We start from the raw sequence: 24,981 nt of genomic DNA, 5'->3' as shown, positions 1-24,981 counted from the left end.
AAGGACTTTAAGGCGACTGCACCAGTGTTGAGAGTGGGCCGTAGACAGTCCCTGGGTAGTAATGGCTCAAGATCCGCTCCACGGGCCAGCCACGCCAGGCCAGATCAATGGCTCCAGCTTGTGACAAACCGGCGCCATGGCCAAAGCCACCACCCACCACCAACCAGCGTTCTGCCCCCTGAGGCTCCAAGACGAACAGGGTGCTGGGCAGAGTGCGAAGGGTGCGACGAATGGCATCCAACTTTAGGGTGACCGGAACGGCGTCGCTGCTGCCTGAGATCTGCAAGGCCAGCACCCGGCCGCTGGCACCCCGCTCCAGCACCTTCAATTGCAAAGGCGAAACCAGCGGGTCTGCGGCGGCTCCGAGGGCCTGACGCAAGGTCGGACCCGAAAGGATTCGCGTCCAGCGGAAGCGGGGGTGGCGCTGGCCATAGGCCCCGCTGCGATCCGCCAGCAACGCTTCCACCGCATTGCGCTGCTGCAAGGGCAAGGGATGACGGTTGCTCCAGCCCTCATCCCCATCCGGCTTTGCACGCAAATAAGTGGTGGGCTGCATGGCCCAGGCTTCCGGACCGGCAGCCATCACCCCGCCATTGGTGGCGTGATACACCGCGCTGATTGGCCGGTTGTTCAGGCTGAGCAACTTGCCCTGGGTGGCCGCAATCGCCTCACGCACAGCAGCTCCCGCATGGCGGGGATCGCTGTAGACCTGACACTGGGTGTCGCTGCAGAGGTGATAGCCATCAATGCTGAAGCGATGGCTGTTAGCCAAAGCCCAGGTGCGCGCCAAAACAGTCTGGGCCTGCAACGCCGCCATCGGTGAACCCGCACCGATCTCATGGGGCACCACCCCCTCGAGGTAGCGCTCCACCGGCACCTGCTCCACCAGCGTCCAGCTGCCGTAGGCATCCCGTTGCAAGCGGAAGGGCCCCTCAAAACGTCCACCAGCCCAGAGCAACCCATCCGAGGCCTCAATCAGAAGAGGTCCCTGCAGGGGGCGTCCCCCCTCCGGCGTCTGCAGCACCGGTTGGACGGTGCTGGTGACGGTGCCTTGCCAATCGCGAACGGCCAGACCCTCGGGCACAGGAGAACCTTCCGGCGCCCACACCTCCCATTCCTTGGGATGGGCCACCTCAGCTGCAACCCCTAGGTCTCGCCAGCGGGAGGCGACACGATCCGCCGACTCAAAACTGGCATAGGGACCTGCGATCCGGCGGGCCAACGGCAGCGGACGGTCCAAAGGCACGCTTCGCCAGCTGATCACGAACCCTGAATCAATGCCTTGCTCCCCGGTGGCATCGCGAAGGCTGAGCGAGCCAGCAAAGGCCCGCAGATTCAAAGGAGCTGCTGTTTCCGCAGCACCGAGATGATCCGCCAAGGCCACCCAGAGCACCGGTTCATGACCTTCAACCCGCGGTGGGTCAGCGACGGAACGGTGCGTCGCCCGCTGAACCGCTTCCACCAGAGTGGGCTCAGTCACAGTGGGTTGGAGAGAATCAGCCTGCTCACGGGCGCGGCAGCCCAGTCCCATGCAGAGCAGCAATGTGAGCGTCAGGAGCCGAATCATTCAGCGGGGGGCACGTCGGGACGTATTGTTGACGTTTGTGTCCGAACGAGCAGACCAATGCCCAAGCTGAAGACCCGCAAAGCTGCCGCGAAGCGGTTCAAAGCAACCGGCACTGGCAAATTTCTGCGTCGTCGCGCTTTCCGGAACCACCTGCTGGACCACAAAACCCCCAAGCAGAAGCGTCATCTGGCCACCAAGGCCGTGGTGGACCGCACCGATGAAGAGCGCGTGACCCTGATGATGCCCTACGCCTGAGCACAGCTGCTCAGACGAGACCGTTCAACAAGACCTGATCCAACCCTTCCAACCTCATGGCCCGCGTCAAGAGAGGCAACGTCGCCCGTAAACGCCGCAACAAAATCCTGCGGCTGGCCCGTGGCTTCCGTGGTGGCAACGGAACCCTGTTCCGTACAGCAAACCAGCGGGTGATGAAAGCCCTCTGCAATGCCTACCGCGATCGTCGTCGTCGCAAGCGCGATTTCCGTCGCCTCTGGATTGCCCGCATCAACGCCGCAGCCCGCCTGAATGGTGTGAGCTACAGCCGTCTGATGGGCGGTCTCAAGAAGGCCGATGTGCGCCTGAACCGCAAGATGCTGGCTCAGCTGGCGGTCGTTGACCCCGGCAGCTTCACCAACGTCGTGGCTGCAGCCAAGAGCTGAATTTTCCAACCGTGAACCTGCTGCCCCAGACCTACCTGCTGGGCCTGGTCGGCCTGCTTGCCATCGTTGCGGTGGTGGTGGGCCGGCAATTTTTGCGCGTGCGTCGCGATGAAGCACGCCTGATTGAGCTCGAAAAATCCGACACGGCCTCGTCACGACAGGCGTCAGACCTCTACGAACTCGGATCCGTTCAGTTGCGCAAGCGGTTGTACCCGCAGGCGGCTGCAACCTTGAAGCAGGCCCTGAAACGCCTGAGTGGTGAGCCGGATGAAGCCCGTGCGCTGATCGAAAATGCGCTTGGCTTTGCCTTGGCCGCACAAAAGGATTACTCCGGTGCCACCAAGCACTACAAACTCGCCCTGAAGGCGAAAGCGGACTACCCCGTCGCCCTCAACAACCTGGCTTTCGCCCAGGAAAAGCTGCTGAAGGATGCTGAAGCGATTTCCCTCTACGAGAAGACGCTTCAACTGGAACCCGACAACACCACCGCAAAGAAAGGACTGAAAAAACTCAAGCGTCGGAACGGCTGAGTTCTTTCAGTTGCCCTAAGAACCCCAACAGACTGGGTTCACCAGAGCGGCTGAACCGGAGGTTCTTCCTGGCAGCTTGCGGTCATCGCCAAGCGTCCACCCACTCCAGTACTGGGGTCGGCCACATTGATCAATCGAGGCGCCTGCCAGCTGGTGGGACTGAACATCTGCAGGCCTAGGAAGACGCCGCCAGGCTCAACGCCAGCGATCAGGGGATCCGCCAAGGGGATGAGATCCAGCTGATCCGACTTGGCATGGACATTGCCTTGAACCGGCGTGGTGACGGAACCAAGGGTCATCGTGCCCCGGAGATCCACCATCTGGCCCATCGCCGTCATCTGGGTGATGTCCAACGTGACATCGACGGTGGGGTTGCCATCAAAAGGCTCAAAGGTGCCGCACCACTGACGGGGCAGCGATTCCGCCAGCTCTGCAGCGCGTGCGACTGGATCGAAACTCTCCACTTCGAGTTCCTTGAGCTCCAGTGGAACCGCCAACTGAATCGGATCCAGAGGCAACTGGGGATTGGCCTGGAACGGCACCTGGCTGCCAGCCGGGAGATGCATGGCAAGCAGGAACGGCATGGAAGACGATGGATGATGAAGGAACGGTAGGCCCTTTTGCTCAGACGCGTCATGGATTCGCCCTCCCCCAGCTCCGACCCCCTGACCATTGGCGGGCGTCAGTTCAACAGCCGTCTGTTCACGGGCACCGGCAAATATCCATCCATGACGTCGATGCAGCAGAGCATCGAGCGATCCGGCTGCGACATGGTCACGGTGGCTGTGCGTCGGGTGCAGACCGTGGCGGCAGGCCATGAGGGCCTGATGGAAGCCATTGATTGGCAACGGATCTGGATGCTGCCCAACACCGCGGGCTGCACCAATGCGGAGGAAGCGGTGCGTGTCGCCAGGCTTGGACGGGAGCTCGCCAAGCTGGCGGGACAGGAAGACAACACCTTCGTGAAGCTGGAGGTGATTCCTGACGCCCGGCATCTTCTGCCCGATCCGATCGGCACCCTGAACGCCGCCGAACGCCTGGTGAAAGAAGGGTTCACGGTGCTGCCCTACATCAATGCCGACCCCCTGCTGGCCAAGCGGCTGGAGGAGGTGGGATGCGCCACGGTGATGCCTCTGGGCTCTCCGATCGGCTCGGGCCAGGGGCTCAACAATGCCGCCAACATCGGTTTGATCATCGAAAACGCCGGGGTACCGGTGGTGGTGGACGCCGGCATTGGTGTTCCAAGTGAGGCGGCACAGGCTCTCGAAATGGGAGCCGATGCCGTGCTGGTCAACAGCGCCATCGCCCTGGCCGGCGACCCCGCCGCCATGGCCGAGGCCATGGGCCAGGCGGTGATGGCCGGACGGACCGCCCACCTCTCCGGACGCTTGCCGCGGAGGGATCAGGCCTCTGCCAGCTCACCGACCACGGGCCTGGTGCAGTCACCCCAATGAGGTGAAGAGACGTGAAATGAGGTGAAGCCTGCTTCACAAAGGCAGGCAATGAGCATTTGGACTCATAAGGTCCGACCAGTCGCATTGGACCCATGTCGGTCACCACGGAAGACGGCGGTCGTCTCAACGCCTTCGCCAAGGAGCCACGCATGGAGGTGATGGACGTCACCACCAGCCAGAGCCGCAACCGCAGCTCAATGATGATGCTGATCAGCGGTGGATTGGTCGTGGCCGCGATGGTGGCGGTGACCGTCGCCATCAGCTGAGACGGTTCACACTGAAAATCCCTGTAGTAGCTTGCCAAGACTGAGCATCACGCTCGTTCCAGCAGGAGTTTGGGGTGAAAGTTCTCGTTCTCGGCGGTGACGGCTTCTGCGGCTGGCCCTGTGCGGTGAACCTGGCGGATCAGGGCCACGACGTTCTGATCGTGGACAACCTCAGCCGTCGCAAGATCGACATCGACCTTGAAGTTGAGTCGCTGACGCCGATCGTGAGCATCGGTGAGCGCCTCAAAGCCTGGGAGGAAACCGGCGGCAAGCCGATGAGGTTTGTCCACATGGACATTGCCCATGAGTACCAGCGGTTGCTGGATCTGCTTCGGGACGAGCGCCCTGATTCCGTAGTCCACTTCGCGGAACAGCGGGCCGCCCCCTATTCGATGAAGAGCAGCGCCACCAAGCGCTACACCGTCGATAACAACGTCAACGGCACCCACAACCTGCTGGCGGCCATCGTTGAAAGCGGTCAGGACATCCACGTGGTGCACCTCGGCACGATGGGCGTCTACGGCTATGGCTCCCACCGCGGCGCCACCATCCCTGAGGGCTACCTCAAGGTGGAAGTGCCCCAGCCCGACGGCAGCCGCTTTGAAGAGGAAATCCTCCACCCGGCAAGCCCCGGCAGCGTCTATCACATGACGAAGACGCTCGATCAGCTGCTCTTCCTCTACTACAACAAGAACGACAAGGTCCGCATCACTGACCTGCACCAGGGCATCGTCTGGGGAACCAACACCGATGCCACAGACCGTGACCCGCGGCTCACCAATCGCTTTGATTACGACGGCGATTACGGCACAGTGCTGAACCGCTTCCTGATGCAAGCCGCCATCGGCTATCCGCTCACCGTGCATGGAACCGGGGGCCAGACCCGCGCCTTCATCCATATCCGCGATTCCGTGCGCTGCGTTCAGCTGGCGCTGGAGAACCCTCCGGAACAAGGGGAGCGGGTGAAGATCTTCAACCAGATGACCGAAAGCCATCAGGTGGGTGAACTGGCCAAGAAGGTGGCTGCCCTCACCGGTGCTCAGGTCAACAACCTGCCCAACCCGCGCAACGAGGCTGTTGAAAACGATCTGATCGTGGACAACCGCTGCTTCATCGAGCTGGGCCTCAACCCCACCACCCTCGATGACGGCCTGCTGAAGGAAGTGGTGGAGATCGCCACCCGCTACGCCGACCGTTGCGACCGCAATCGCATCCTCTGCACCTCCGCCTGGACCAAAACCCAGGCCCAGGCCATCGGCACCGCGTCCTGATCGAGCTTCATCCTTGAAAGTCGCCTTCTTCACCGAAACCTTCCTGCCGAAGGTCGATGGCATCGTCACCCGTCTCACCAAGACGGTGAAGCATCTGGTGGACGCCGGCGATGAGGTGGTGGTCTTCTGCCCGGAAGGTTGTCCCGATGAGTACATGGGGGCACGCCTGATCGGCGTTCCAGCGATGCCTCTGCCGCTCTATCCCGAGCTCAAACTGGCCTTGCCTCGCCCGGCAGTGTCCGACGCGATCGATGCGTTTCAACCCGATCTGATCCACGTTGTTAACCCGGCGGTGCTGGGTCTTGGCGGGATCTGGCTCGCGAAGAACAAAGGCATCCCTCTGGTGGCGAGTTATCACACCCACCTGCCCAAGTACCTCGAGCACTACGGCTTGGGAATGCTGGAGCCACTCCTGTGGGAGATGCTCAAGGCCGCCCACAACCAGGCCCTGCTGAATCTGTGCACCTCCACCGCCATGGTGAAGGAACTCAGCGACAAAGGCATTCAGCACACTGATCTGTGGCAGCGGGGTGTTGACACGGAGTTGTTCCGTCCCGAGCTGCGCAGCGCGGAGTTGCGCCAGCGGCTTCTCGGCGGCCATGACGACCGTGGTGCCCTGCTGCTCTACGTCGGCCGCCTCTCCGCGGAGAAGCAGATCGAACGGATCCGCCCTGTGCTGGAGGCCCTTCCCGATGCACGGCTGGCCCTGGTGGGCGATGGTCCCCACCGCCAACAACTGGAGAAGCACTTCGAGGGAACCGCCACCACCTTCGTTGGCTACCTCGCCGGTGACGAACTGGCAGGGGCCTACGCCAGCGGCGATGCCTTCCTCTTCCCCTCCAGCACCGAGACGCTGGGGCTGGTGCTGCTGGAAGCCATGGCAGCCGGTTGTCCCGTGGTCGGCGCCAACCGTGGCGGCATCCCCGACATCATCACCGACGGGGTTAACGGGTGCCTCTATGAACCCGACGGCGCCGATGGTGGCGCCGCAAGCTTGATCGAAGCCACCCGCCGCCTGCTGGGCAACGACCTGGAACGCCAGTCCCTGCGCAGCGCTGCCCGCGCCGAAGCCGAGCGCTGGGGCTGGGCAGGCGCCACCGAACAACTGCGCACCTACTACCGCACGGTGCTGTCTGCGCCTCAACTCACGGCTGCCTAGCGCTGCCGGGTCCGCTCCCACTCCGCCAGCACCTTCTTGGCCATGGGCAGAGCGTGAACCGATCCCCCTCCAGGGGTGTTCTGGGCAAAGGCCACCACCACGATCTTGCCGTCGGGATAGGGGGCATAGCAGCCGAACCAGGCGTGATCAGGCCCTCCCGTGCTGTCTTCAGCCGTTCCGGTTTTGCCAGCCGCCACAGGAATGCCAGGGCCATTGAGGCCGGCACCAGTTCCAGCCTCCACCACTTTGCGCAGGCCCTCCCGAATCGTCTGCAACGTTGATGGCTTCATCGGCACCTTGGTGCGGTGCTCCGGACTCATCCAGTCGATCTCGCCGGCGGCGAGATGCGGCGTCACCAACCAACCGCCATTGGCAAACACCGCATAGGCGCGGGCCAACTGCAGGGGAGTGATCTGCACAACGGACTGACCGATGGAGGCACTGGCCATGTCCTCAGGGATCCATGGAGTGGTGCCGGGATCGGTCCAGCCGCGGCCTCGGGCAGCCCAGTCTTCATCTCCCACCAGGCCGACGCTCTCTTCCCAGCCGATCTCAATGCCGGTTTTCTGCTGGAAGCCCAGCTGATCAGCCGCCTGTTTGAGGGCTTTGGAGCCGACCCCAACGCCCACTTGATAGAAGAAGGTATTGCTGGAGAACTGCAGGGCATCGGCATAGCCGATGTGGCCAAAGCCAGCCCCGTTGTGATCCGGGAAGCAATGGCCGCCGTAGGTGATGCAGGCCGTGGTGTGGAGCTTGGTGTCAGGCGGGAATTTGCCCGACTCCATGCCCGCCATCGCCGTCACCGGCTTCCAGGTGCTGCCGGGGTCATAGGGATTCATGGCCCGGGACAGCAGCGGCTTCTTCGGATTGGAGAAGAGGGCGTCGTACTCCTTCTGGGTGGTGATCAGCTTGGAGAAGAAGTTCGGGTCAAAACTGGGACGGCTGGCCAAGGCCAACACAGCACCCGTTGCCGCCTCCAGCGCCACGACTGCGCCACCGGGCTTGTCGGCCAGCGCCTGCTCCGCCACCCGCTGCAGATCCAGGTCGAGGGTGAGCACCAGATCCTTTCCTGCTTGAGAGGGTCGATCGCCCAGGTTGCGCTGAACCTCGCCCATGGCATTCACCTCGAGCATCTGGCCACCCCACTTCCCACGCAGATGGCGCTCGTAGGCCGCTTCAACACCGGTGCGACCAATGCGGTCGCGGATCTTGTAGCCCTTCTCCGCCAGGATTTCGAATTCGCTTTCCGTGATCGGCTGGGTGTAGCCGAGGGCGTGGGCCGCCAGGGTTCCATTGGGATAGGAGCGCAGGATGTCGACATCCACCTGGGCACCCCGCAACCCCAGGGCCTGTTCCCGAAAGCGCAGCACCTGTTCCGGCTTGAGATCGAGGGCCAATGTGGTGCGGTAACCATCCCGATCCAGGCCCTTCTGCCGGCGCTGGTCGAGCAGATCAGGCTTCAGGCTCAGCAACCGTGCCAAGCGATCCCGCAGATCAGGCCAGTCGTCATCGCTGACCAAACGCGGCTCAAGGTACAGGGAGTACGTGAGTTTGCTGGTGGCCAGCACCCGGCCTTTGCGATCAAGCAACCGACCGCGAATGGGCGAGCGAGGCACAAGACGGATGCGGTTTTCGTCCGCCAGTTCGCGAAAGCGCGATCCCTCCAGCAGCTGCATCCAGACCAGGCGGCTGACCATGGCGCTGCAGAACAGCAGCACCAACACCAGCAGCACCAGGGGTTGCTGACGCAGACCGGTCTGACGCTGCTGGGCGGAACGGGTCATTCCTGTTGCTGCGCTGGCAAACGGCGGCGCAACTCCTCGAGGCGCTCTTCGATCCGCCGCAAGGTCGGCAGCAAGTCGTCGGGGCCGTCCTGTTCAACCGTTGCCGGTTCGTCCACAGAGACCGAAACCGGCATCACCGGATTGCCCAGCCCTGGGCTCACGGCATCCAGCTGTTCTCGCACGTCGCGGGCCACGGGCTCACCCTCCTGACGCAAATCAGCGATGGGGTCCTCCGAGCCGGCCGTGAACACCTCCACCACCTTGCCGGCCCCCCCCTGCCGGGCCCGTTCCAGCACGGCCAGCCCCACAGGGAGCACGTCCTGCATCAAGGACAGACGCAACTGATCGAGCGGGTTGTCGGAGTTGGAATCAGCGGCCATGGGGCCAGATCAACGGACCCCAGTCTGTCCCGAAGGAAGCGCCAATGTCGGACAAGCGGAACGATCCGCCGCCAGGGACCAGCCCATCACGCCACTGAGCACCATCAGCATCACCACAGGCACCAGGGCTTTCTGGGTGGTGTCCAGCAGGATCCACTCGCGCCAGGCACGCCAGAAACGACTGCGCTCAAAGCGACGGTACTCACGGGTTTCGTCGCGCTGACGCCGGCGGATCGCCTTGTCCACCCAACGCTCGAAGGCCCGTTTCTTGGTGATCGTCATCTTGCGTTCCACCTCGAGCATCTGCCCGGAACCCAGTTCGGGATGGAAGGTGCTGATCAGCTCCAGGCTCTTGAGGAACATCTCCACAGCGCCATCGTGGACTGCGGTGGCGTGATCATCCAGCTGGCCCCAGTCGAGTTCGGGGTAAAAACGGCTGCGGTTGGCCGTGATCTGATCCTCCGTCAGCTGACCGGGCTCCCGCAGCCAGCGATCGGTGTTGCTGTCGAACCGCCGCCAATAAAGGAAGGGGTTCAGATAGATCGTGCGGCCACCCAGCTGAATGCTGTCCTGCTGCAGCCGACGCTGCAGCTGAACATCCTGCTGTTGTGTCGCCGTCATATCCCAAAGGCCGGTGGCCCAAGGTATCGGTGATGCAGGGCCGTCGCCAGCCGTGGATCACTCCCACTCAATCGTGCCGGGGGGCTTGCTGGTGATATCGAGCACCACCCGGTTCACCCCCTTCACCTCATTCACGATCCGATTGGAGATGGTCTCCATCAGGTCGTAGGGAAGACGGGACCAATCTGCGGTCATGCCGTCCTCACTGGACACACATCGCAGCACGATCGGCCAGGCATAGGTGCGTTTGTCCCCCATCACCCCAACCGAACGCACTGGCAGCAGCACCGCAAAGGCCTGCCAGATGTCGTGATACAGCCCTGCCTCCTTGATTTCCTGGCGAACAATCAGGTCGGCATCACGCAGGCAGTCCAGCTTCTCGTCGGTGACTTCACCCAGGATGCGGATGGCCAGACCAGGCCCCGGGAAGGGATGGCGGCGCACGATCTCCTCGGGAAGGCCGAGGCTGCGGCCCACCTTGCGCACTTCATCCTTGAACAGTTTGCGTAGGGGCTCCACCAGCTTGAACTGCAGGTCTTTGGGAAGGCCGCCCACGTTGTGGTGGCTCTTGATCTTCACGGCAACACGCTCGCCCGTCTTGGGGTCCACGTTGGTGCCAGCACTTTCGATCACGTCGGGATAGAGCGTGCCCTGGGCCAGGTAATCGAAGGGTCCGAGCCGCTTGCTCTCCTCTTCGAACACACGGATGAACTCGGTGCCGATGATCTTGCGCTTCTCCTCCGGATCGGTGATGCCCTTCAGCTTGCCGATGAACCGCTGGCGGGCATTGATGTACTCCACATGGATGTTGAACTTCCGATCGAAGAAGTCCATGAGGAACTCGGGCTCACCCTTACGCATGAAGCCCTGATCGATGAACATGCAGGTGAGCTGATCACCGATCGCCTTTTTGAGCAGGAAGGCGAGGGTGGATGAATCCACCCCACCGGAGAGAGCCAACAGAACGCGCTTGTCGCCCACCTGCTCCCGCACCAGACCAACGGCTTCATCGATGAACGCCGCGGTGGTCCAATCCGGATCACAACCGCAAACGTGATAAACGAAATTGCGGATCAGGGCCATGCCGCAGGTGGAATGCACCACCTCGGGGTGGAATTGCACCCCGTAAAGCTTGCGTTGCAGGTGCGCCACCGCCGCCTCCGGCGTGTTGGCGGTGTGGGCCAGGCGCACAAACCCATCAGGCAGAGCCTTCACTGAGTCGCCATGGCTCATCCACATCGTCGAACCGTTGTCGACATTGGTGAGCAGGTCCGTTGGGTCGTCCACTTCCAGGGGCGCCTTGCCGTATTCGGCCTTGCCCGTGGCGGCTTCCACAACGCCCCCAAGCTGCTGCACCATCAGCTGCATCCCGTAGCAAACCCCCAGCACGGGAATGCCCAGATCCCAGATGCCGGGATCGCAGAGCGGCGCATGCTCGGCATACACGGAACTTGGGCCACCGCTGAGGATGATTCCCTTCGGAGCCATGCGTCGCAGCTCCTCGGCCGACGTGCTGTAACCGAGCACCACCGAGAAGACCTCGGTCTCGCGCACGCGCCGGGCGATCAGCTCCGAATACTGAGAGCCGAAATCAAGGATGACGATGGCCGGCTGACGCTGACCGTCGGACGAGGGCTGGGACATCGATCCTGGGAGGTATCGCTCGCGGACGAGCGTCAATCCCTCAATGTAAAGAAGCGCTTCTCCCCCTCCGGTCCCCACCAGCGCAGGGTGCGGCTTCGGTCGAACAGAGCAGCACCAATCCGCATGGACCAGGCGCCGTAGCGATCCACATAGGACTGGCTGCGCCGCTCCACGATCGCAGCCAGATGCTGCCCGAGGGCCATGGCTTGCTCAACCTCCAGTGCCTGAAAGGCCTCCTCAACGGATGCAGCACCCCGCAGTTGCAGCAACTGAGCCACCGACAAACCGGCATCCAGGCCAAGGGCCACAAGCACCTCCAGACGGCCGTCGGCCAGGTGGTGATGGGTGTGAAAGATGCCGCCGGCCAGCTTGATCAACTTGCCGTGGTAACCGAGCAGCAGCAGATCGCGAACACCGGCTTCCGCCGCGGCCACCAGCACGGGCCCCACCCAGTTCCCCACCTTCAGCACGGGCCCCAGACCCTGCTGGCGGGCCAGATCCAAGCCGTTCTCACCGATCACCAGAACGAGGCGTCCCTGAAACGCCGCATCCGCAGCGAGCGCCCTGAGGTCTGCCAGCACCTGCTGCAGTTGATCCGGTGCGGCGCTGCGCTGCACCTCCGCCTGGGTGCCGATCAACGCCAGACCATCAACAACACCGAAGGCAGCATTGCTGGTGCGTTCGGCCAGGACACGTCCCCTCGGAAGAATCGGCTGCACCAGCAAGCCCCGACCTGGCGGCACCAGGGGCAGCAGATTCCGCTCCAACAGCTCACGGGCAAAACCGGAGAGACAGACGTCCCCCTCAGCACCAAAACGACCCACCCCTTCTCCGGCCTGCAGCTCGAGCACCGGCTGGGATGCAGCGATCCAGGCCACCCGCACCCAGACCTCAAGATCCCGCGTCAGGTCAAGGCCAGGCCCTGGATCACAACGGCTGATGCCCAGGGCCTCTCCTGGGGCCAGAGGAGCCGCCGAGCAGACCGGCACCTGCATCGAGGGTTGATCTGAGCCCTGACTCAACTGCTGCTCAGGCTCAAACGGCTCACCAAGCAACACCTGCAGGGCCGCCTTGGCCGCCGCCGCCACCCACACCGGCAGGGTCATTCCAGGGCTGGAGGGGGCGATGGGACCGGACTAGCTGTTTTCTAGAGTCGCCGATTGGCATCCCCCGCGCCATGCAGGACAAGCTCACCCTGATGATTCCGGGCCCGACCCCGGTGCCGGAAACGGTGCTGAAGGCCATGGGTCGTCACCCCATCGGCCACCGCAGCGGGGAGTTCCAGGCCATCGTGCGGCGCACCACCGAACAGCTCAAGTGGCTGCACCAGACGACAAGCGACGTGCTGGTGATCACCGGCAGCGGAACCGCTGCCATGGAAGCAGGGATCATCAACACCCTCAGCCGCGGCGACAAGGTGCTCTGCGGTGACAACGGCAAGTTCGGCGAACGCTGGGTCAAGGTGGCCCGCGCCTACGGACTGGATGTTGAGGTGATCAAGGCGGAGTGGGGCCAACCCCTCGATCCCGAAGCCTTCCGCTCAGCGTTGGAAGCCGACAGCGCCAAAGCGATCAAGGCCGTGATCCTCACCCACTCGGAAACCTCGACAGGGGTGATCAATGACCTGGAGAGCATTGCCCGTCACGTGAAGGCCCACGGCACGGCCTTGACCCTGGCGGACTGCGTCACCAGCCTTGGTGCCACCAACGTCCCGATGGATGAATGGGGACTGGATGTGGTGGCCTCAGGCGCACAGAAGGGCTACATGCTTCCACCGGGCCTCAGTTTTGTGGCCATGAGTGCACGGGCTTGGGAGGCCTATGAGCGCTCCGATCTACCCAAGTTCTATCTGGATCTGGGCCCTTACAGGAAAACGGCGGCGAAGGACAGCAACCCCTTCACCCCTGCCGTGAACCTCTACTTCGGCCTGGAAGCTGCTCTGGACATGATGCAGAAGGAAGGTCTGGACGCGATCTTTGCCCGCCACGCCCGCCATCGCGCTGCCGCCCAGGCAGGCATGAAGGCGATGGGCTTGCCCCTGTTTGCCGCCGAGGGTTGCGGCAGCCCGGCCATCACCGCAGTGGCCCCCGAAGGCATCGATGCCGAACAGTTGCGTAAAGCCGTGAAGGAAAAGTTCGACATTCTTCTGGCTGGAGGACAAGACCATCTGAAAGGTCAGGTGTTCCGCATCGGCCATCTCGGCTACGTCTGCGACCGGGATGTGCTGACCGCCGTCGCTGCGATTGAATCCACCCTTCAGTCCCTTGGTCTACACAAAGGCAACATGGGAGCAGGGGTGGCTGCAGCCTCCGCCGCTCTCGGCTAAAACACAGGTGGCGAGAGCGATCTCGTCCCTTTGCGGGTGTAATTCAGTGGTAGAATGTCAGCTTCCCAAGCTGAACGTCGCCGGTTCGAGTCCGGTCACCCGCTTGAACAAATTTCAAACGCTCATCAAGAACGAGACTTGACGAGCTGGAGAACCTGAGGCCCAGCGCACCCAGCACGACGCTCTTGTTCCAGGGCCTGCAAGATCAACGAGCCCGCCTCATTGATTCGGCCATCTTCAGCGCAGTGGCGAGCCTTGATGAACAGAGCCTGAGCTGCCGATTCATGGTCCTGACGTTGTTGAGCAGCCGTCTCCGATTGTTTTGTTTTTGTAAGCGTCAGGGTCAACGTTCGAATTCCCTTATCAACAAAAGATTAGCTCTAATTGATATTTAGACCATCCCACACGCGATCTGCCCGATTGTTGATCAACCCCGTCGATCGCTTGAATTCAGATCAGGTACCCGGTTCCTCTGCGTTGCCCCCCAGATCGGCAATCCGGTCCCGCAACTGCGAGCAACGGCGCTGATCGCCTTTGGCTTCAGCGAGGGCGAGCGCGAACTCCAGCTTCTCGAGCTGATGACCACCTTCAAGGAAACCTGACCGGGTCCAGATGGTCATGCCATGCAGGGTGCGAGAGGCACAAGCATTGGAGGCAGGGATGGTGGTCGCCATAGTTGCCTTTCTTTTTATTTTGGCACCGCGCGCCACCCCTACGCGACATCGCGGCCCGCTTCTGTTTCGGCCTCCTGACCCCAGGCAGGGTTCTGGGAGGACTCCTCAGCCATTTCAGGCTCTGGCATCGGAGCTGTGCTCTCCAACAGCTCCCGCGTTTCCCGCAGCAGAGCTTCTACGCCCTCGAGCGTGGAGATCTCTTCGTCTGGGACAGCATTCAGATTCTGCTGCTGATGGCGCAGTTGGAGCTCGAGCGCTTCCTGACGCTGTTCCAGTTTCACCAAGCGCTGCGACAGAGCCGTGATGGTTTGAGCGAGATCTTCCGCTGTGCGGGTGATCCGAAAGGACACGGAGGACGTCATCACCGAAAGCTGATGGTTGCGCTGATGACAACACAGGAGCGCCGCTGTCTCAAGATCAAGCTGACATGACGCGATCGAGACCGATGCCTTCCTTGGCAACGCTGGTGCTGTACCTGCTGGCTGGAACCGCCATCGGACTGCTGGCTCTGTTCAGCGGCATTCCCGCCGCACCTCTGGCGGGAGCCTTGCTGGGTGCTGGCATCGTCAGCATGAGCGGCCAGCTGGAACAAGCCACATGGCCAGCGGGAACGCGCACGGTTCTGGAGATCGGCATCGGCACCGTGATCGGAACTGGCCTGACGCGAGCGTCCTTGGAGCAACTGCAACTTCTCTGGAAACCAGCGGTTCTGATCACCCTGGCGCTGGTGCTGACAGGACTGGTCGTCGGCCTCTGGACCAGCCGCTTGCTCGGCATTGATCCCGTCGTGGCCTTGCTTGGCGCTGCCCCGGGTGGCATCAGTGGCATGAGCCTGGTCGGTGCCGAATTCGGCGTCGGTGCCGCGGTGGCCGCCCTCCATGCCGTGCGGCTGATCACCGTGCTGCTGGTGCTGCCGTTGGTGGTACGGCTGATCGTCCCCTCGACAGCTGGAAGCTGATCGATACCTTGGGACCAATCCACAACTGACGTCATGGGTCCCATCAGGTCATCGCTGGTTCTCTCCGCCGCGGCCCTGATCGGCGCTCTCAGCACCATGACCTCCCCCCTGCAAGCGGCCGAAGCCAACGAAGAGAAGGGGGCCAAGATCTATTGCTTCATGCGGTCCAGCGGCAACGACCACGAGGTGAGCTGGAATGCCGCCTACGCCGTGATCAAGCGGCAGCGCAGCGGCGTGTTCAAAACATCCCCGGAGCATGCCTCGGTGATGATTACGGAAGCCGTCGTCCAGGACCCCGGCAATTTCCCCGACTGTGGCCAGTTCCTTGGTGATCTGTTCGGCGGGAACACTCAACCAGCCACCGCTGCCGCCCTTGCAAACTCCTCATCCGACACCGAAAGCAGCATCGAGAGCAGCGACGACACCACGCGCTACAGCTACTGAGCCCTCAGGGCTTCTGGGGCTGATGCTTCTGGCTGCCGTGTTGGTGGCTGGCTGCCAGAGCAAGCAACCCGCGACGCCTGCCAACACACCGACGCCGCTCGTCTCCAGTTGCCTCAGCGGGTTCCGCATGGATGACCTTGAGCTGATGGTCAAACGATGTGATGAGGCCATCGAGCAGACACCGGATCAGGCCGATCTGCATCGCGACCGCGCCCTTGTCTTGACCCTGCTTGGCCATCAAGCCAAAGCCTGCGACGACGTCGCAACGGCAGTATCGCTGCTGAAGCGGTCGAGCCAGCCGGTCGACCCGATGCTGCAGCACGAACTCCAGGTGCGTCAGAGCAGCTGCAAACAATCCCGCACCATGGCGGGGAGTGATTGACGTTGCAGCGACAAGCGCTGGGGCCCCAGCAACACCTCTATCCGTTCCGCCTTGCTCGCCAACAAGCCATCCACCAGCTGGTCGGCTGCGCCGAGTTGCAGCCAATGGCAGGTCAGGCCATCTCCCATTCCCAGACGATGACAGCGGTCTTCGGCTTGGTCGAGATCGCCTGGCGTCCAAGGGCGTTCCAGCAACACCACATGACGGGCCCGGTGCAGGGTGAAACCAAGGGCACCGGTGCCGAAGGTGGCCAGCAGACAGTCGTTCTGACCCTGCTGAAACCGATCCACACTCTCCTGGCGTTCAGCAGGGCGCTGGCGACCGGTTAACAACTCGCCGCCAAGGGTTTGCTGCAACAGCTGCAATGGGGCCACAAAGCCACTGAACAGCACCACAGCCTCGCCTTGACGGCGCAGTGAGTCCACCAACTGCCGGGCCGCCGGCAATTTGAATTCCGCAGCGATCTGGCGCATGGAGGTGAGCAGAGCCAGGTGCTCGGCATCCCGTCGCACCTCTCCGAGCTGAACCCGACGCCGGTAGTCATCCAGTACCAGCTCGACACGATGGTCGAAACCTGTGAGCTCAGCCTCCGACAGCTCCACGGGGTGAAGACGCCGCTGCTTGGGAGGAAGGTCCACCACCTGCTGCTTGCGGCGATGCAGGATCAACGGTCGAGTCAAGCGCCGCAGCTCCTCCAGCTGACTGGCGCCGGACGCCTGCCAGCGTTTACCGGTTCGACCCTCCCGCCAGTGCCCCTGGCAATACCTCTCTTCAAACTGGCGTTGATCCCGAGCAATCGGATGATCCATGGCCGCCAGCAGGGGATACAGCTGGGACGGGCGACCGTTCTTCATCGGGGTTCCCGTGAGCATCCAGATCGCCCGTAGACGGGGATGACGGGCCAGACGCAGCAAAGCGGCCGTGCGCTGCGCCTGAAGCGACTGGGCGTAGTGCGCTTCATCCACCACCAGGAGCGTCCCAGCTGGTGGCAGGGTGTCGGGAAGCCGAGCCCAACTCACCAACTCAAGCTCAATCCCAAGGGCCTCTGATTCCCGGCGCCAGTGGGGATGCAGGCCGACGGGAGCCACCACCAGCAACCGCAGCTCAGCGCAACGCATCAGGGCACGGGCCGCCAACAGAGCTGTGAGGGTCTTCCCCAGCCCCATCTCATCGGCCAGAACGGCACCGCGACGGGCCAGGAGCCAGCGGACCCCGGAGCGTTGATGGCGCAGAGGCTGACGACCATCCTGCAGGACTTCGTCGAGATCGGCTGCAGCCACAAGGGTCCGGTGCGGTGGCAGCGGTGGCAGCGGCTGCTGGCACCAGTCGAGCCACTGCTGCAATGAGGAGGTGACGGGGAAACGGCGCCCCAGGGCCTGCTGAAGCGCATCGGCTGCGGCCAAGGGAAAATCCCACCCCTGGCCAGCGCCGTTCCAACGCCCTCGGGGCTTGATCCGACGCAACTGGGACTGGGTCACCGCATCAAACGGGCTGACCACCCGGATCAGCCCTGCTGGAGAGAGGTCCAGACAGCAGGTCAATGTGGGTTTTAGTGGCACCAACAGCCCCCCACAAACAATCACTTTAGTGAACTCAGATCAGCGCGCAAGCATTGAGATCAAGATTCACATCACAGGCTAAAAAATTGTCGAAAATGCAGCGCTCGACACATTGACGGACTTTTCGTTCAAGGCAGAATTGCCGCAACCGATGCATTCGGATGCATAGCAGGGACGCGGTTTTTCTCGACGAACTCTGTCCCAAATTACGCGTTCGAAGATGGCGACAGTCTCTTCACACTTTTACCGGACAAAGTTGCATTTACTGCGGCAAACCTTCCGAATCAATTGACCACATTCACCCCCAGGCCAAAGGGGGCTCAAGCGTTACTGAAAACTGTGTGCCGGCCTGCTTGTCCTGTAATGGCCACAAATCGGACGCCGACGTTTTCGACTGGTACCGGCGACAGCGCTTCTATGACCCACGCCGCGCCATGGCGATCAGGGCCTGGATGGATGGCGACCTTCGGCTCGCCGTTCGCCTGCTGCAGTGGGCCCAACCGGATCACCCCATCAACGAGCCGGACGAGATCTCGATTGCAGCTCAGGCTGCCTGAGGCTCACCAAACCCGGCAGACATCCGAGGAGTGGTGACGCTGGCAGATGGAGGCCTGAACACTCGGGTCTTCAGGGGCCAGCACCACAGCACCGGCGAGTAGGGCAGCCGTCAGGATGGGCCGGAGCAGGATGGGCCCGGAGCGGGAACGATGGAGAGACGACGACGTCACGACAGTACATTTGATCTAATACAGGTGTACTGATGCTTGCTGATCTTGTCAAGCGGTCGCAGCGGCTGGCGGCTGACACCAAGCTGCTGGTGCTGGGCGGCGGATACAGCGGACGTTGTCTGGCCGGGCTGGCTCGAGCCCTGGGAACACCGGTGCTCTGCACCCGCCGTTCCCTCGACTCTGCCGAGGCGGATCTGCTCTTCGACAGCAACGGTCAGGACCAGCTCGACCCTGCTGCCCTGGAGGGCGTGACCCATCTGCTGTCCACCATCCCCCCGGATCGCGAAGGCAACGATCCGGTCTTGTTGAAGCTGCTGCCTACGCTCAGAAGCCTGCCGCTGCGCTGGGCGGGCTATCTCTCCACCACAGGGGTTTACGGCGATCGTCAGGGCGGCTGGGTGTCGGAACAGGACGACCCGGCACCAGCGCTGGACCGCAGCATGCGCCGCCTCAACTGCGAACAAACTTGGTTGCGCTCAGGGCTGCCGATCCAAATTCTGCGTCTACCAGGCATTTATGGACCGGGCCGGTCAGTGCTCAACGGCTTGCAGCAAGGGCGGGCCCGCTTGATCGACAAGCCTGGCCAGGTGTTCTGCCGCATCCATGTGGAAGACATCGCAGGGGCCTGCTGGCACCTGATGCATCGCGCCGGACAGGACGCTCCGGCAAGCCCGGGCAATGGAAGCATCGTGAATGTGGTGGATGACCTCCCGGCTCCCACCGCCGAACTGATGCGGTACGCGGCAGACCTGTTGGGTTGTGACCTGCCGCCGCTGGAGCCGTTCGACCAGATCGTGGACAGCATGAGTCCAATGGCGCAGTCGTTCTGGAGCGAGAACCGCCGCGTCAGCAACCACAGGCTCTGCGATGAGCTCGGTTACGCGTTGCTGCATCCGAACTACCGCGTTGGGCTGCAGGATTGCCTGAACCAGGACAAACTCAATCCGTCTGACCTGCGTTCTCCCCCTCAATCAGCCAACGGTTGAAATCGAAACCCTCGCCGTCCTCAGGCAGGGATAGCCCCACATCCTCAAGGAAACGGGAGAGATGCAGTTCGATCCAGCCATTGCTCAGGCCAGCGGCCAATCCCACCAACAGACACCCCAGCAGCAGCAAACGCAGCACAGCGATGGGCCTCCACGATTCCACGAACCCTAGGCATGAGCTGGTGATCGCTCTCGGCGATCCCGCGGGCATCGGCATGGAAGTGGTGCTCAAAGCCCTCGCCTCACCCACGCTCCCCCCAGAGCTCCAACCCCTGCTGGTGGGTTGCCGACGCACGCTGATCAGCACCCACGCGCGACTGCAGCGGCAAACGAGCCACCCCCTTGCCAACCCCGCAGCCCTCAGGATCGACGACCAACCGCTGGAGGCCAGCGTTCAGCCAGGGCAGCCCACCACCAGCGGAGCCGATGCAGGGTTTCGCTGGCTGACCCGCGCCGTCGAACTGCTGCAGGAACGGGGGTCCCGCGCCCTGGTCACCGCGCCCATCGCCAAACACCTCTGGCATGCTGCCGGCCACCGCTATCCCGGGCAGACCGAACGGCTGGCTGAGTTGGCTGGACGCCAGCGCTCCTCAATGCTGTTCACGGCCGTCTCTCCAACCAGCGGCTGGCGCCTGAACACCTTGCTGGCCACCACCCACATCCCCCTCAGCCAGGTCCCTGAAGCGCTGACCCCAGACCTGGTGCAGCACAAACTGAACGTGCTGGATGGGTTCTGTCGTCGCTTCACGAGCACACCCCATCTGCGCATTGCCGGTCTGAATCCCCATGCCGGTGAAGCCGGTCAACTGGGCCACGAAGAAGCCGAATGGATGCTGCCACTGCTGGATCAATGGCGGAAGGACCATCCTCAGGGGCAGCTGGTGGGTCCCGTTCCTCCGGACACCTGCTGGATCAGCGCTGCTCGCGCTTGGCAGTCGCCAAACCAGCCTGGTCCTGACGGGATCCTGGCCTTGTATCACGACCAGGGGCTCATTCCCGTGAAGCTGCTGGCCTTCGACGCAGCGGTGAACACCACTTTGGAACTGCCGTTCCTACGCACCTCCCCCGACCACGGCACCGCCTTCGACATTGCAGGCCAAGGGATCGCCAGCCCTGAGAGCACGACGGCAGCCATTCAGGCCGCCTGGGACCTGAGCTGACTCAGGCCGGCTTGACCCGCATCAGAACCTGACCGAATTCAACGGGCGTGCCGTTGTCGACCAGGATCTCCACCACTTCACCACCAACCTCAGACTCCAGCTCGTTCATCAGCTTCATCGCCTCAAGGATGCAGACGGTCTGGCCAACGTTGATCCGGCTGCCCACCTCAACAAAGGCAGCTTCGCCCGGAGCGGGAGCGCGGTAGAAGGTGCCCACCATGGGAGCCGTGACTTCGAGCAGGTCACTGCGGGTTGCGGTGGATGCAGGCGGTGCAGCTGCAGGCTCGGCGGGCGCAACGGGCGCTGGTGCAGCAGCAACGGGAGCAGGCATGACCGGGGCCATGACGGCTTGGGCCGGCAGGTTGCGACGGATTTCCAGACGGAAATCGTCCCCTTCCAACCGGAACTCCTGGATGTCGCTCTCCCCGAGCGCCTCCAGCAAGCGGTGCAGTTGTTCGTGATCCAGCTGCATGGTCATCCGTTTTCGCGCCCGAGGTAACTGTCGTTGCGGGTGTCCACTTTGATCTTTTCTCCCACAGAAAGGAAGAGCGGAACCATCACTTGTGCACCGGTCTCAAGAATGGCGGGCTTGGTGCCACCGGTGGCGGTGTCGCCTTTGACGCCAGGGTCGGTTTCTTTGATCTCCAGAACCACGGAGTTGGGCAGTTCAACCTCGAGGGGGGTGTCGTTCCAGGACACCACGTTCACCTCCATGCCCTCTTTGAGGTATTTGCGGCTCTCGCCGATCTGGTCGGCGCTGAGGCGGGTCTCCTCGTAGGTGGCCATGTCCATGAAGACATAGTCCTCACCTTCCATGTAGGTGTGCTGAAGCGAGGATTTCTCCAACATCGCCTGGGGAAGCATTTCCCCGGCGCGGAAGGTCTTCTCCACCACGTTGCCGGACTTCACCGCCTTGAGCTTGGTGCGCACGAAGGCAGATCCCTTGCCGGGCTTGACGTGCAAGAACTCGACAACACGCCAGACGGCCCCATCGATCTCAATCGTGGTGCCGGTGCGGAAGTCGTTACTGGAGATCATTCCCACCGAACGGTTCATCGGACTATACGGCTGTGCCAAAGTCCCGTCAGCACTGGGGTTCCCCCTTGGTCCATCAGCGTTTGAACGCCGTCCTTGCTGTTCTGATCAGCATTGCTCTGATCACAATCGCCGCCCCTGCCTGGGCCGCATTGCCCCAGGGCAATGCTGTGAAGGACCCTGCCGCGATTCTTCGCGACGCGCTTCCCTTCGATCAGGACGACATCCGCGAACTACAGCATCGGCTGGAACTCACCAGTGACGATCTGCGGGCCAAACGCTGGACAGCCCTCGGCAAGACGGTGTCACGCACTGAATCGCTGCTCAACACCCGCCGCAACACCATCCTGAACGCGGTGCCTGAAACCAAGCGCGGTACGGCTGAAGCACTGTTTGAGCGAGTGGATCAGGGCCTTGAAGACCTCAAAGAGAAGGTCAAAGCCACCGACAAACCAGGCTTCATCGCCGATCGACGCCGGACGCTGAGCTTCATCGGTGATGTGGAGGCCCTGCTGGTGCCCGACGGCTTTGAACGGGAGATCCCCGCAGAATTCGATGCCCTGCCACGGCTGCAGGGACGAGCCACCCTCAACATCAGCACCACCCAAGGGGAGCTGACCACCGTGGTGGATGGCTACAACGCCCCACTCACCGCAGGCGCCTTCGTCGATCTAGCTCTCAAGGGCTTCTATGACGGACTGCCCTTCATCCGAGCCGAAGACTTCTACGTGCTTCAGAGCGGTGATCCGGAAGGTCCGGAGATCGGCTACGTGGATCCAAAGACCAAGCAGGAGCGCCATGTGCCCCTGGAGATCCGCGTGCCGGGCGAAGACGACACGATCTACAACGAAACCTTTGAAGACGTGGGCCTGTTCATGGCCACACCAACCCTTCCGTTCGCAACCCTGGGCACCCTTGGCTGGGCCCATTCAGACCAGGCGCTCGACGACGGATCCTCGCAGTTCTTCATGTTTCTCTACGAGGCGGAGCTCACCCCGGCTGGTCTGAACCTCGTGGATGGCCGCAATGCAGCCTTCGGGTACGTGGTGGATGGATTCGATGTTGTGGAGGAATTGGGCGTCGATGACCGGATCACCGCCATGAAGGTTGTTGAGGGAGCGGAGCAGCTCAAAAGCCACGCATGAGCCCGACCCTGGCGGAGCTGACTGAAGCGGAGCTGCTCAGGCGGCTGGCTCGCTTCGCTCCGCCCGATCAGCTCAGTGACGACACTGCAGCCCTGGCCGCCGACGTCCGGCCGCTACTGATCAACACCGACGTTCTGGTGGATGGCATCCATTTCAGCGATGCCACCACAACCGCCATGGATGTGGGCTGGCGCGCCGTTGCCGCCAACCTGTCCGACTTGGCCGCCAGTGGTGCCGTCGACATCGATGGAATCACCGTGGCCCTGGTCGCCCCAAGCCACACCCATTGGGACTGGGTGGACGGGGTGTATCAAGGCATCAGTGCCGCCCTGGGGCAGTACGGCGGCGTTCTGCTGGGGGGTGACTGCTCCAAAGGAGAGCAGAGGCTGCTCTCGATCACGGCACTCGGCCGCCTCGGACCCCTGCGTCTGCATCGCAACGCAGCCCGCCCTGGCGATGTGCTGGTCACCAGTGGGCCCCATGGGCTCAGCCGACTGGGCCTCGCCCTCCTGCAGGACGAACCAAGCGTGCGTGAGATCGCTTTGTGCTCAACCCTGCGGGACCAGTCGATCGCACGCCACCAACGCCCGACACCTCGGCTGAAGGACGTCCAGCAACTGCTGGCCTGCAAACCGGAGCATCTGCCCTGGCGTGCGGGGGGAACCGACAGCAGCGACGGACTGCTCTCTGCCGTCGCAGGTCTCTGCAGCAGCAGCGGCTGCGGAGCGGTGCTGCACAACGACCAGCTTCCAACGGCCGAAGGCTGGCCTGAGGGAGCTCGATGGACGGATTGGTGCCTCGCCGGAGGAGAGGACTTTGAGTTGGTGCTGAGCCTTCCCGAAGCCTGGGCCGATGCATGGCAGCGATGCATCCCCGAAAGCCAGCGCATCGGCCAGATCAATGCTGAAGCGGGCGTCATCCGCTGGGCCCACAACCACGAGCCAGTGGCCACAAGCGGATTTGATCACTTCGGTCAGCCCTGAGCGACCCCCTAAGCGACTGTGCCTGACCAAAAAAAATCCCCCCCAGGTCGGGAGGGATCAAAAAAGCGATCAACTGGCGATCACTTCCAGTTCTTGGCCACCACTTCGGCGAGGTCAACAACACGCTGGCTGTAGCCCCACTCGTTGTCGTACCAGGCCAGGATCTTCACAGCCTTGTCACCCATGGCGTAGGTGAGGTCGGCATCAAAGATGGTGGACTCGTTGGTGCCGGCGTAGTCGGTGGACACCAGGGGCAGATCGCTGTACTTGATGATCCCCTTCATGCCGTTCTCGGAAGCCGACTTGATGGCGGCCTTGATGTCGTCGACGCTGGCGGCGCGGGAGGGACCGAAGGTGAGGTCAACAGCGGAGACGTTCGGGGTGGGAACGCGCATGGCGAAGCCGGTGAGCTTGCCCTTCACCTCGGGGTAAACCAGAGCCACGGCCTTGGCTGCACCGGTGGTGGTGGGAACCATGTTCAGAGCTGCAGCACGGGCGCGGCGCAGGTCGCGGTGGCTGTTGTCCAGGATCCGCTGGTCGCCTGTGTAGCTGTGAATGGTGGTCATCAGACCCCAGTCGAGGCCGAAGTTCTGATCCAGAACCTTGACGATCGGTGCCAGGCAGTTGGTGGTGCAGCTGGCGTTGCTGAGGATGTCCCAGTCCTCGTGGCGGTACTGGTCGTCGTTGACGCCCACAACGAAGGTGCCGACGCGATCACCCTTACCAGGGGCGGTGAGGATCACCTTCTTGGCGCCAGCCTGGATGTGCATGCTGGCTTTCTCATCGGTGTTGAACACACCGGTGGACTCGATCACCAGGTCAACGCCCCACTCCTTCCAGGGGCAGTTGAGGGGATTGCGGTCGGCGAAGAATTTGATCTCCTTACCGTTGACGAACATCGAGGTGTCCGTGGTCTTGATGTCCACGGAGGGATCGAGACGCCCAAGGATGGAGTCGTAGGTCAGCAGGTGAGCGCTGGTGGCGGGGTCGGACGTGGAGTTCATCCCCACGATTTCCAGGCCGGTGTCAGCACCCCGGCTGATCCATCCCCGCAGAACATTGCGACCGATCCGGCCGAATCCATTGATCGCAACGCGCAGGGTCATGGCAGAAGCGGCAAAGCCGCGCAAGGGTTTTGGCCGCCGATCATACAGAAATCAGCAGAAATACCTTGTTCCACCCCGCTTCAATCAGCTCGATCCGGCCCTCAGCACGGCAGACAAGCAGCGGCAACTGACTTATCTTTCTTCCGACTGAAGCCCTCCG

General features: G+C 62.6%; 32 protein-coding genes and 1 tRNA gene. 18 read left to right on the top strand and 15 right to left on the bottom strand.

Going from position 1 to position 24,981, the window contains the following annotated elements; translation table 11 throughout:
- Window positions 1-7: 7 nt before the first annotated feature.
- Window positions 8-1,567, bottom strand: coding sequence for a SpoIID/LytB domain-containing protein (locus DXY04_RS03970; protein WP_115161065.1), 1,560 nt, complete (start codon window positions 1,565-1,567; stop codon window positions 8-10).
- Window positions 1,568-1,624: 57 nt separating this feature from the next.
- Here DXY04_RS03970 and rpmI point away from each other — a divergent pair, with 57 nt between their 5' ends.
- Genes rpmI through DXY04_RS03955 form a run of 3 tightly spaced genes read left to right on the top strand, consistent with a single transcriptional unit; the run spans window position 1,625 to window position 2,756 of the window.
- Window positions 1,625-1,822, top strand: coding sequence for a 50S ribosomal protein L35 (gene rpmI / locus DXY04_RS03965; protein WP_006852081.1), 198 nt, complete (start codon window positions 1,625-1,627; stop codon window positions 1,820-1,822).
- 56 nt (window positions 1,823-1,878) lie between these two features.
- Window positions 1,879-2,226 carry a 50S ribosomal protein L20 gene (gene rplT, locus DXY04_RS03960; protein ID WP_011363098.1) on the top strand — a complete coding sequence of 116 codons (348 nt, stop codon included), beginning with the start codon at window positions 1,879-1,881 and terminating at the stop codon, window positions 2,224-2,226.
- An 11-nt stretch (window positions 2,227-2,237) separates the two neighbouring features.
- Window positions 2,238-2,756 (top strand): hypothetical protein, encoded by a 519-nt coding sequence (locus tag DXY04_RS03955; protein WP_115161064.1) that lies wholly within the window; start codon window positions 2,238-2,240, stop codon window positions 2,754-2,756.
- A 38-nt stretch (window positions 2,757-2,794) separates the two neighbouring features.
- Here DXY04_RS03955 and DXY04_RS03950 read toward each other — a convergent pair whose 3' ends face one another.
- On the bottom strand, window positions 2,795-3,340 hold the full coding sequence (locus DXY04_RS03950; protein WP_115161063.1) for a hypothetical protein: 546 nt from the start codon (window positions 3,338-3,340) through the stop codon (window positions 2,795-2,797).
- A gap of 51 nt (window positions 3,341-3,391) precedes the next feature.
- Between DXY04_RS03950 and DXY04_RS03945 the strand changes: the two genes are divergently transcribed.
- The 4 genes from DXY04_RS03945 to DXY04_RS03930 all read left to right on the top strand — a co-directional run bounded on the left by DXY04_RS03945 (window position 3,392) and on the right by DXY04_RS03930 (window position 6,906).
- Complete coding sequence (locus DXY04_RS03945; RefSeq protein ID WP_115161062.1) at window positions 3,392-4,210, top strand: thiazole synthase; 819 nt, start codon at window positions 3,392-3,394, stop codon at window positions 4,208-4,210.
- 92 nt (window positions 4,211-4,302) lie between these two features.
- Window positions 4,303-4,476, top strand: coding sequence for a photosystem II assembly protein Psb34 (psb34, locus tag DXY04_RS03940; protein WP_115161061.1), 174 nt, complete (start codon window positions 4,303-4,305; stop codon window positions 4,474-4,476).
- Between the two features lie 74 nt (window positions 4,477-4,550).
- Window positions 4,551-5,747 (top strand): NAD-dependent epimerase/dehydratase family protein, encoded by a 1,197-nt coding sequence (locus DXY04_RS03935; protein WP_115009693.1) that lies wholly within the window; start codon window positions 4,551-4,553, stop codon window positions 5,745-5,747.
- A gap of 13 nt (window positions 5,748-5,760) precedes the next feature.
- On the top strand, window positions 5,761-6,906 hold the full coding sequence (locus DXY04_RS03930) for a glycosyltransferase family 1 protein (RefSeq protein ID WP_115161060.1): 1,146 nt from the start codon (window positions 5,761-5,763) through the stop codon (window positions 6,904-6,906).
- Here DXY04_RS03930 and mrdA read toward each other — a convergent pair.
- From mrdA to cbiD, 5 genes are read right to left on the bottom strand one after another with little or no spacing between them, the layout of a single operon-like run.
- Window positions 6,903-8,690, bottom strand: coding sequence for a penicillin-binding protein 2 (gene mrdA, locus DXY04_RS03925; protein WP_115161059.1), 1,788 nt, complete (start codon window positions 8,688-8,690; stop codon window positions 6,903-6,905). The two genes, DXY04_RS03930 and mrdA, sit on opposite strands and share 4 nt — an antisense overlap.
- Entirely contained in the window at window positions 8,687-9,070 is a 384-nt protein-coding gene (locus tag DXY04_RS03920) for a hypothetical protein (protein ID WP_115161058.1), read from the bottom strand. Before DXY04_RS03920 ends, mrdA begins: the two co-directional genes overlap by 4 nt.
- 9 nt (window positions 9,071-9,079) lie before the next feature.
- On the bottom strand, window positions 9,080-9,691 hold the full coding sequence (locus DXY04_RS03915; RefSeq protein WP_115161057.1) for a hypothetical protein: 612 nt from the start codon (window positions 9,689-9,691) through the stop codon (window positions 9,080-9,082).
- A 57-nt stretch (window positions 9,692-9,748) separates the two neighbouring features.
- Window positions 9,749-11,335, bottom strand: a complete 1,587-nt coding sequence (gene guaA / locus DXY04_RS03910; protein ID WP_115009697.1) for a glutamine-hydrolyzing GMP synthase — start codon at window positions 11,333-11,335, stop codon at window positions 9,749-9,751.
- A 32-nt stretch (window positions 11,336-11,367) separates the two neighbouring features.
- Window positions 11,368-12,441, bottom strand: coding sequence for a cobalt-precorrin-5B (C(1))-methyltransferase CbiD (cbiD, locus tag DXY04_RS03905; RefSeq protein ID WP_115161056.1), 1,074 nt, complete (start codon window positions 12,439-12,441; stop codon window positions 11,368-11,370).
- 71 nt (window positions 12,442-12,512) lie between these two features.
- Between cbiD and DXY04_RS03900 the strand changes: the two genes are divergently transcribed.
- Together DXY04_RS03900 and DXY04_RS03895 are read left to right on the top strand one after the other, a co-directional pair.
- Window positions 12,513-13,661 (top strand): alanine--glyoxylate aminotransferase family protein, encoded by a 1,149-nt coding sequence (locus tag DXY04_RS03900; protein ID WP_115161055.1) that lies wholly within the window; start codon window positions 12,513-12,515, stop codon window positions 13,659-13,661.
- A 32-nt stretch (window positions 13,662-13,693) separates the two neighbouring features.
- A tRNA-Gly gene (locus tag DXY04_RS03895) sits at window positions 13,694-13,765 on the top strand.
- A gap of 351 nt (window positions 13,766-14,116) precedes the next feature.
- Here the strand turns inward: DXY04_RS03895 and DXY04_RS12035 are convergent.
- Entirely contained in the window at window positions 14,117-14,335 is a 219-nt protein-coding gene (locus DXY04_RS12035; protein ID WP_038551887.1) for a hypothetical protein, read from the bottom strand.
- Between the two features lie 38 nt (window positions 14,336-14,373).
- Complete coding sequence (locus DXY04_RS03880) at window positions 14,374-14,697, bottom strand: chemotaxis protein (protein WP_115161054.1); 324 nt, start codon at window positions 14,695-14,697, stop codon at window positions 14,374-14,376.
- 83 nt (window positions 14,698-14,780) lie between these two features.
- On the opposite strand from DXY04_RS03880, the gene DXY04_RS03875 reads away from it, so the two are divergent.
- From DXY04_RS03875 to DXY04_RS03865, 3 genes are read left to right on the top strand one after another with little or no spacing between them, the layout of a single operon-like run.
- Complete coding sequence (locus tag DXY04_RS03875) at window positions 14,781-15,293, top strand: AbrB family transcriptional regulator (RefSeq protein WP_115161053.1); 513 nt, start codon at window positions 14,781-14,783, stop codon at window positions 15,291-15,293.
- 33 nt (window positions 15,294-15,326) lie between these two features.
- The gene (locus DXY04_RS03870) at window positions 15,327-15,737 is read left to right on the top strand and encodes a DUF6554 family protein (protein WP_115161052.1); all 411 of its coding nucleotides are present in this window, start codon (window positions 15,327-15,329) and stop codon (window positions 15,735-15,737) included.
- A 22-nt stretch (window positions 15,738-15,759) separates the two neighbouring features.
- Window positions 15,760-16,119, top strand: coding sequence for a hypothetical protein (locus DXY04_RS03865; RefSeq protein WP_244278562.1), 360 nt, complete (start codon window positions 15,760-15,762; stop codon window positions 16,117-16,119).
- Here DXY04_RS03865 and DXY04_RS03860 read toward each other — a convergent pair.
- A complete protein-coding gene (locus DXY04_RS03860) occupies window positions 16,074-17,624 on the bottom strand; it encodes a DEAD/DEAH box helicase (RefSeq protein WP_244278581.1) in 1,551 nt (516 codons plus the stop codon). The genes DXY04_RS03865 and DXY04_RS03860 overlap by 46 nt on opposite strands.
- A gap of 215 nt (window positions 17,625-17,839) precedes the next feature.
- Here DXY04_RS03860 and DXY04_RS03855 point away from each other — a divergent pair, with 215 nt between their 5' ends.
- Window positions 17,840-18,235, top strand: coding sequence for an HNH endonuclease (locus DXY04_RS03855; RefSeq protein WP_115161051.1), 396 nt, complete (start codon window positions 17,840-17,842; stop codon window positions 18,233-18,235).
- A gap of 3 nt (window positions 18,236-18,238) precedes the next feature.
- Here DXY04_RS03855 and DXY04_RS03850 read toward each other — a convergent pair whose 3' ends face one another.
- The gene (locus DXY04_RS03850; RefSeq protein WP_244278561.1) at window positions 18,239-18,406 is read right to left on the bottom strand and encodes a serine protease inhibitor; all 168 of its coding nucleotides are present in this window, start codon (window positions 18,404-18,406) and stop codon (window positions 18,239-18,241) included.
- Window positions 18,407-18,438: 32 nt separating this feature from the next.
- Here DXY04_RS03850 and DXY04_RS03845 point away from each other — a divergent pair, with 32 nt between their 5' ends.
- On the top strand, window positions 18,439-19,392 hold the full coding sequence (locus DXY04_RS03845; protein ID WP_115161049.1) for an SDR family oxidoreductase: 954 nt from the start codon (window positions 18,439-18,441) through the stop codon (window positions 19,390-19,392).
- Here DXY04_RS03845 and DXY04_RS03840 read toward each other — a convergent pair.
- A complete protein-coding gene (locus tag DXY04_RS03840; RefSeq protein WP_244278560.1) occupies window positions 19,346-19,555 on the bottom strand; it encodes a hypothetical protein in 210 nt (69 codons plus the stop codon). The two genes, DXY04_RS03845 and DXY04_RS03840, sit on opposite strands and share 47 nt — an antisense overlap.
- Here DXY04_RS03840 and pdxA point away from each other — a divergent pair.
- Entirely contained in the window at window positions 19,536-20,552 is a 1,017-nt protein-coding gene (gene pdxA / locus DXY04_RS03835; protein WP_115161047.1) for a 4-hydroxythreonine-4-phosphate dehydrogenase PdxA, read from the top strand. The genes DXY04_RS03840 and pdxA overlap by 20 nt on opposite strands.
- A 1-nt stretch (window position 20,553) precedes the next feature.
- Here pdxA and accB read toward each other — a convergent pair whose 3' ends face one another.
- Together accB and efp are read right to left on the bottom strand one after the other, a co-directional pair.
- Window positions 20,554-21,030: an acetyl-CoA carboxylase biotin carboxyl carrier protein gene (accB, locus tag DXY04_RS03830; RefSeq protein WP_115161046.1), complete on the bottom strand. Its 477-nt coding sequence runs from the start codon at window positions 21,028-21,030 to the stop codon at window positions 20,554-20,556.
- On the bottom strand, window positions 21,027-21,590 hold the full coding sequence (gene efp, locus DXY04_RS03825; protein WP_011363074.1) for an elongation factor P: 564 nt from the start codon (window positions 21,588-21,590) through the stop codon (window positions 21,027-21,029). The genes accB and efp overlap by 4 nt, the downstream gene beginning before the upstream one ends.
- A 65-nt stretch (window positions 21,591-21,655) precedes the next feature.
- Here efp and DXY04_RS03820 point away from each other — a divergent pair, with 65 nt between their 5' ends.
- Window positions 21,656-22,732 carry a peptidylprolyl isomerase gene (locus DXY04_RS03820; RefSeq protein WP_115161267.1) on the top strand — a complete coding sequence of 359 codons (1,077 nt, stop codon included), beginning with the start codon at window positions 21,656-21,658 and terminating at the stop codon, window positions 22,730-22,732.
- On the top strand, window positions 22,729-23,715 hold the full coding sequence (gene thiL, locus DXY04_RS03815) for a thiamine-phosphate kinase (protein ID WP_115161045.1): 987 nt from the start codon (window positions 22,729-22,731) through the stop codon (window positions 23,713-23,715). The genes DXY04_RS03820 and thiL overlap by 4 nt, the downstream gene beginning before the upstream one ends.
- A gap of 80 nt (window positions 23,716-23,795) precedes the next feature.
- Here thiL and gap read toward each other — a convergent pair whose 3' ends face one another.
- Complete coding sequence (gene gap / locus DXY04_RS03810; RefSeq protein ID WP_115131442.1) at window positions 23,796-24,821, bottom strand: type I glyceraldehyde-3-phosphate dehydrogenase; 1,026 nt, start codon at window positions 24,819-24,821, stop codon at window positions 23,796-23,798.
- On the opposite strand from gap, the gene DXY04_RS12030 reads away from it, so the two are divergent.
- Entirely contained in the window at window positions 24,820-24,972 is a 153-nt protein-coding gene (locus DXY04_RS12030; protein ID WP_170951323.1) for a hypothetical protein, read from the top strand. The two genes, gap and DXY04_RS12030, sit on opposite strands and share 2 nt — an antisense overlap.
- Window positions 24,973-24,981: the final 9 nt, after the last annotated feature.

It is taken from the genome of Synechococcus sp. UW86 (genome assembly GCF_900474085.1).
Taxonomy (GTDB): domain Bacteria; phylum Cyanobacteriota; class Cyanobacteriia; order PCC-6307; family Cyanobiaceae; genus Parasynechococcus.
Note: the sequence above shows the minus strand (reverse complement) of the source record. Positions and strands in the feature narration are given on the sequence as shown.

Bases quoted from the DNA above. Each gene is read 5' to 3' on its own strand.
- DXY04_RS03970 (WP_115161065.1), bottom strand. From the start codon at position 1,567: ATGATTCGGCTCCTGACGCTCACATTGCTGCTCTGCATGGGACTGGGC.
- rpmI (WP_006852081.1), top strand. From the start codon at position 1,625: ATGCCCAAGCTGAAGACCCGCAAAGCTGCCGCGAAGCGGTTCAAAGCA.
- rplT (WP_011363098.1), top strand. From the start codon at position 1,879: ATGGCCCGCGTCAAGAGAGGCAACGTCGCCCGTAAACGCCGCAACAAA.
- DXY04_RS03950 (WP_115161063.1), bottom strand. From the start codon at position 3,340: ATGCCGTTCCTGCTTGCCATGCATCTCCCGGCTGGCAGCCAGGTGCCG.
- DXY04_RS03945 (WP_115161062.1), top strand. From the start codon at position 3,392: ATGGATTCGCCCTCCCCCAGCTCCGACCCCCTGACCATTGGCGGGCGT.
- psb34 (WP_115161061.1), top strand. From the start codon at position 4,303: ATGTCGGTCACCACGGAAGACGGCGGTCGTCTCAACGCCTTCGCCAAG.
- mrdA (WP_115161059.1), bottom strand. From the start codon at position 8,690: ATGACCCGTTCCGCCCAGCAGCGTCAGACCGGTCTGCGTCAGCAACCC.
- DXY04_RS03920 (WP_115161058.1), bottom strand. From the start codon at position 9,070: ATGGCCGCTGATTCCAACTCCGACAACCCGCTCGATCAGTTGCGTCTG.
- DXY04_RS03915 (WP_115161057.1), bottom strand. From the start codon at position 9,691: ATGACGGCGACACAACAGCAGGATGTTCAGCTGCAGCGTCGGCTGCAG.
- guaA (WP_115009697.1), bottom strand. From the start codon at position 11,335: ATGTCCCAGCCCTCGTCCGACGGTCAGCGTCAGCCGGCCATCGTCATC.
- cbiD (WP_115161056.1), bottom strand. From the start codon at position 12,441: ATGACCCTGCCGGTGTGGGTGGCGGCGGCGGCCAAGGCGGCCCTGCAG.
- DXY04_RS03900 (WP_115161055.1), top strand. From the start codon at position 12,513: ATGCAGGACAAGCTCACCCTGATGATTCCGGGCCCGACCCCGGTGCCG.
- DXY04_RS12035 (WP_038551887.1), bottom strand. From the start codon at position 14,335: ATGGCGACCACCATCCCTGCCTCCAATGCTTGTGCCTCTCGCACCCTG.
- DXY04_RS03880 (WP_115161054.1), bottom strand. From the start codon at position 14,697: ATGACGTCCTCCGTGTCCTTTCGGATCACCCGCACAGCGGAAGATCTC.
- DXY04_RS03875 (WP_115161053.1), top strand. From the start codon at position 14,781: ATGCCTTCCTTGGCAACGCTGGTGCTGTACCTGCTGGCTGGAACCGCC.
- DXY04_RS03870 (WP_115161052.1), top strand. From the start codon at position 15,327: ATGGGTCCCATCAGGTCATCGCTGGTTCTCTCCGCCGCGGCCCTGATC.
- DXY04_RS03865 (WP_244278562.1), top strand. From the start codon at position 15,760: ATGCTTCTGGCTGCCGTGTTGGTGGCTGGCTGCCAGAGCAAGCAACCC.
- DXY04_RS03855 (WP_115161051.1), top strand. From the start codon at position 17,840: ATGCATAGCAGGGACGCGGTTTTTCTCGACGAACTCTGTCCCAAATTA.
- DXY04_RS03845 (WP_115161049.1), top strand. From the start codon at position 18,439: ATGCTTGCTGATCTTGTCAAGCGGTCGCAGCGGCTGGCGGCTGACACC.
- pdxA (WP_115161047.1), top strand. From the start codon at position 19,536: ATGGGCCTCCACGATTCCACGAACCCTAGGCATGAGCTGGTGATCGCT.
- accB (WP_115161046.1), bottom strand. From the start codon at position 21,030: ATGACCATGCAGCTGGATCACGAACAACTGCACCGCTTGCTGGAGGCG.
- efp (WP_011363074.1), bottom strand. From the start codon at position 21,590: ATGATCTCCAGTAACGACTTCCGCACCGGCACCACGATTGAGATCGAT.
- thiL (WP_115161045.1), top strand. From the start codon at position 22,729: ATGAGCCCGACCCTGGCGGAGCTGACTGAAGCGGAGCTGCTCAGGCGG.
- DXY04_RS12030 (WP_170951323.1), top strand. From the start codon at position 24,820: ATGGCAGAAGCGGCAAAGCCGCGCAAGGGTTTTGGCCGCCGATCATAC.
- gap (WP_115131442.1), bottom strand. From the start codon at position 24,821: ATGACCCTGCGCGTTGCGATCAATGGATTCGGCCGGATCGGTCGCAAT.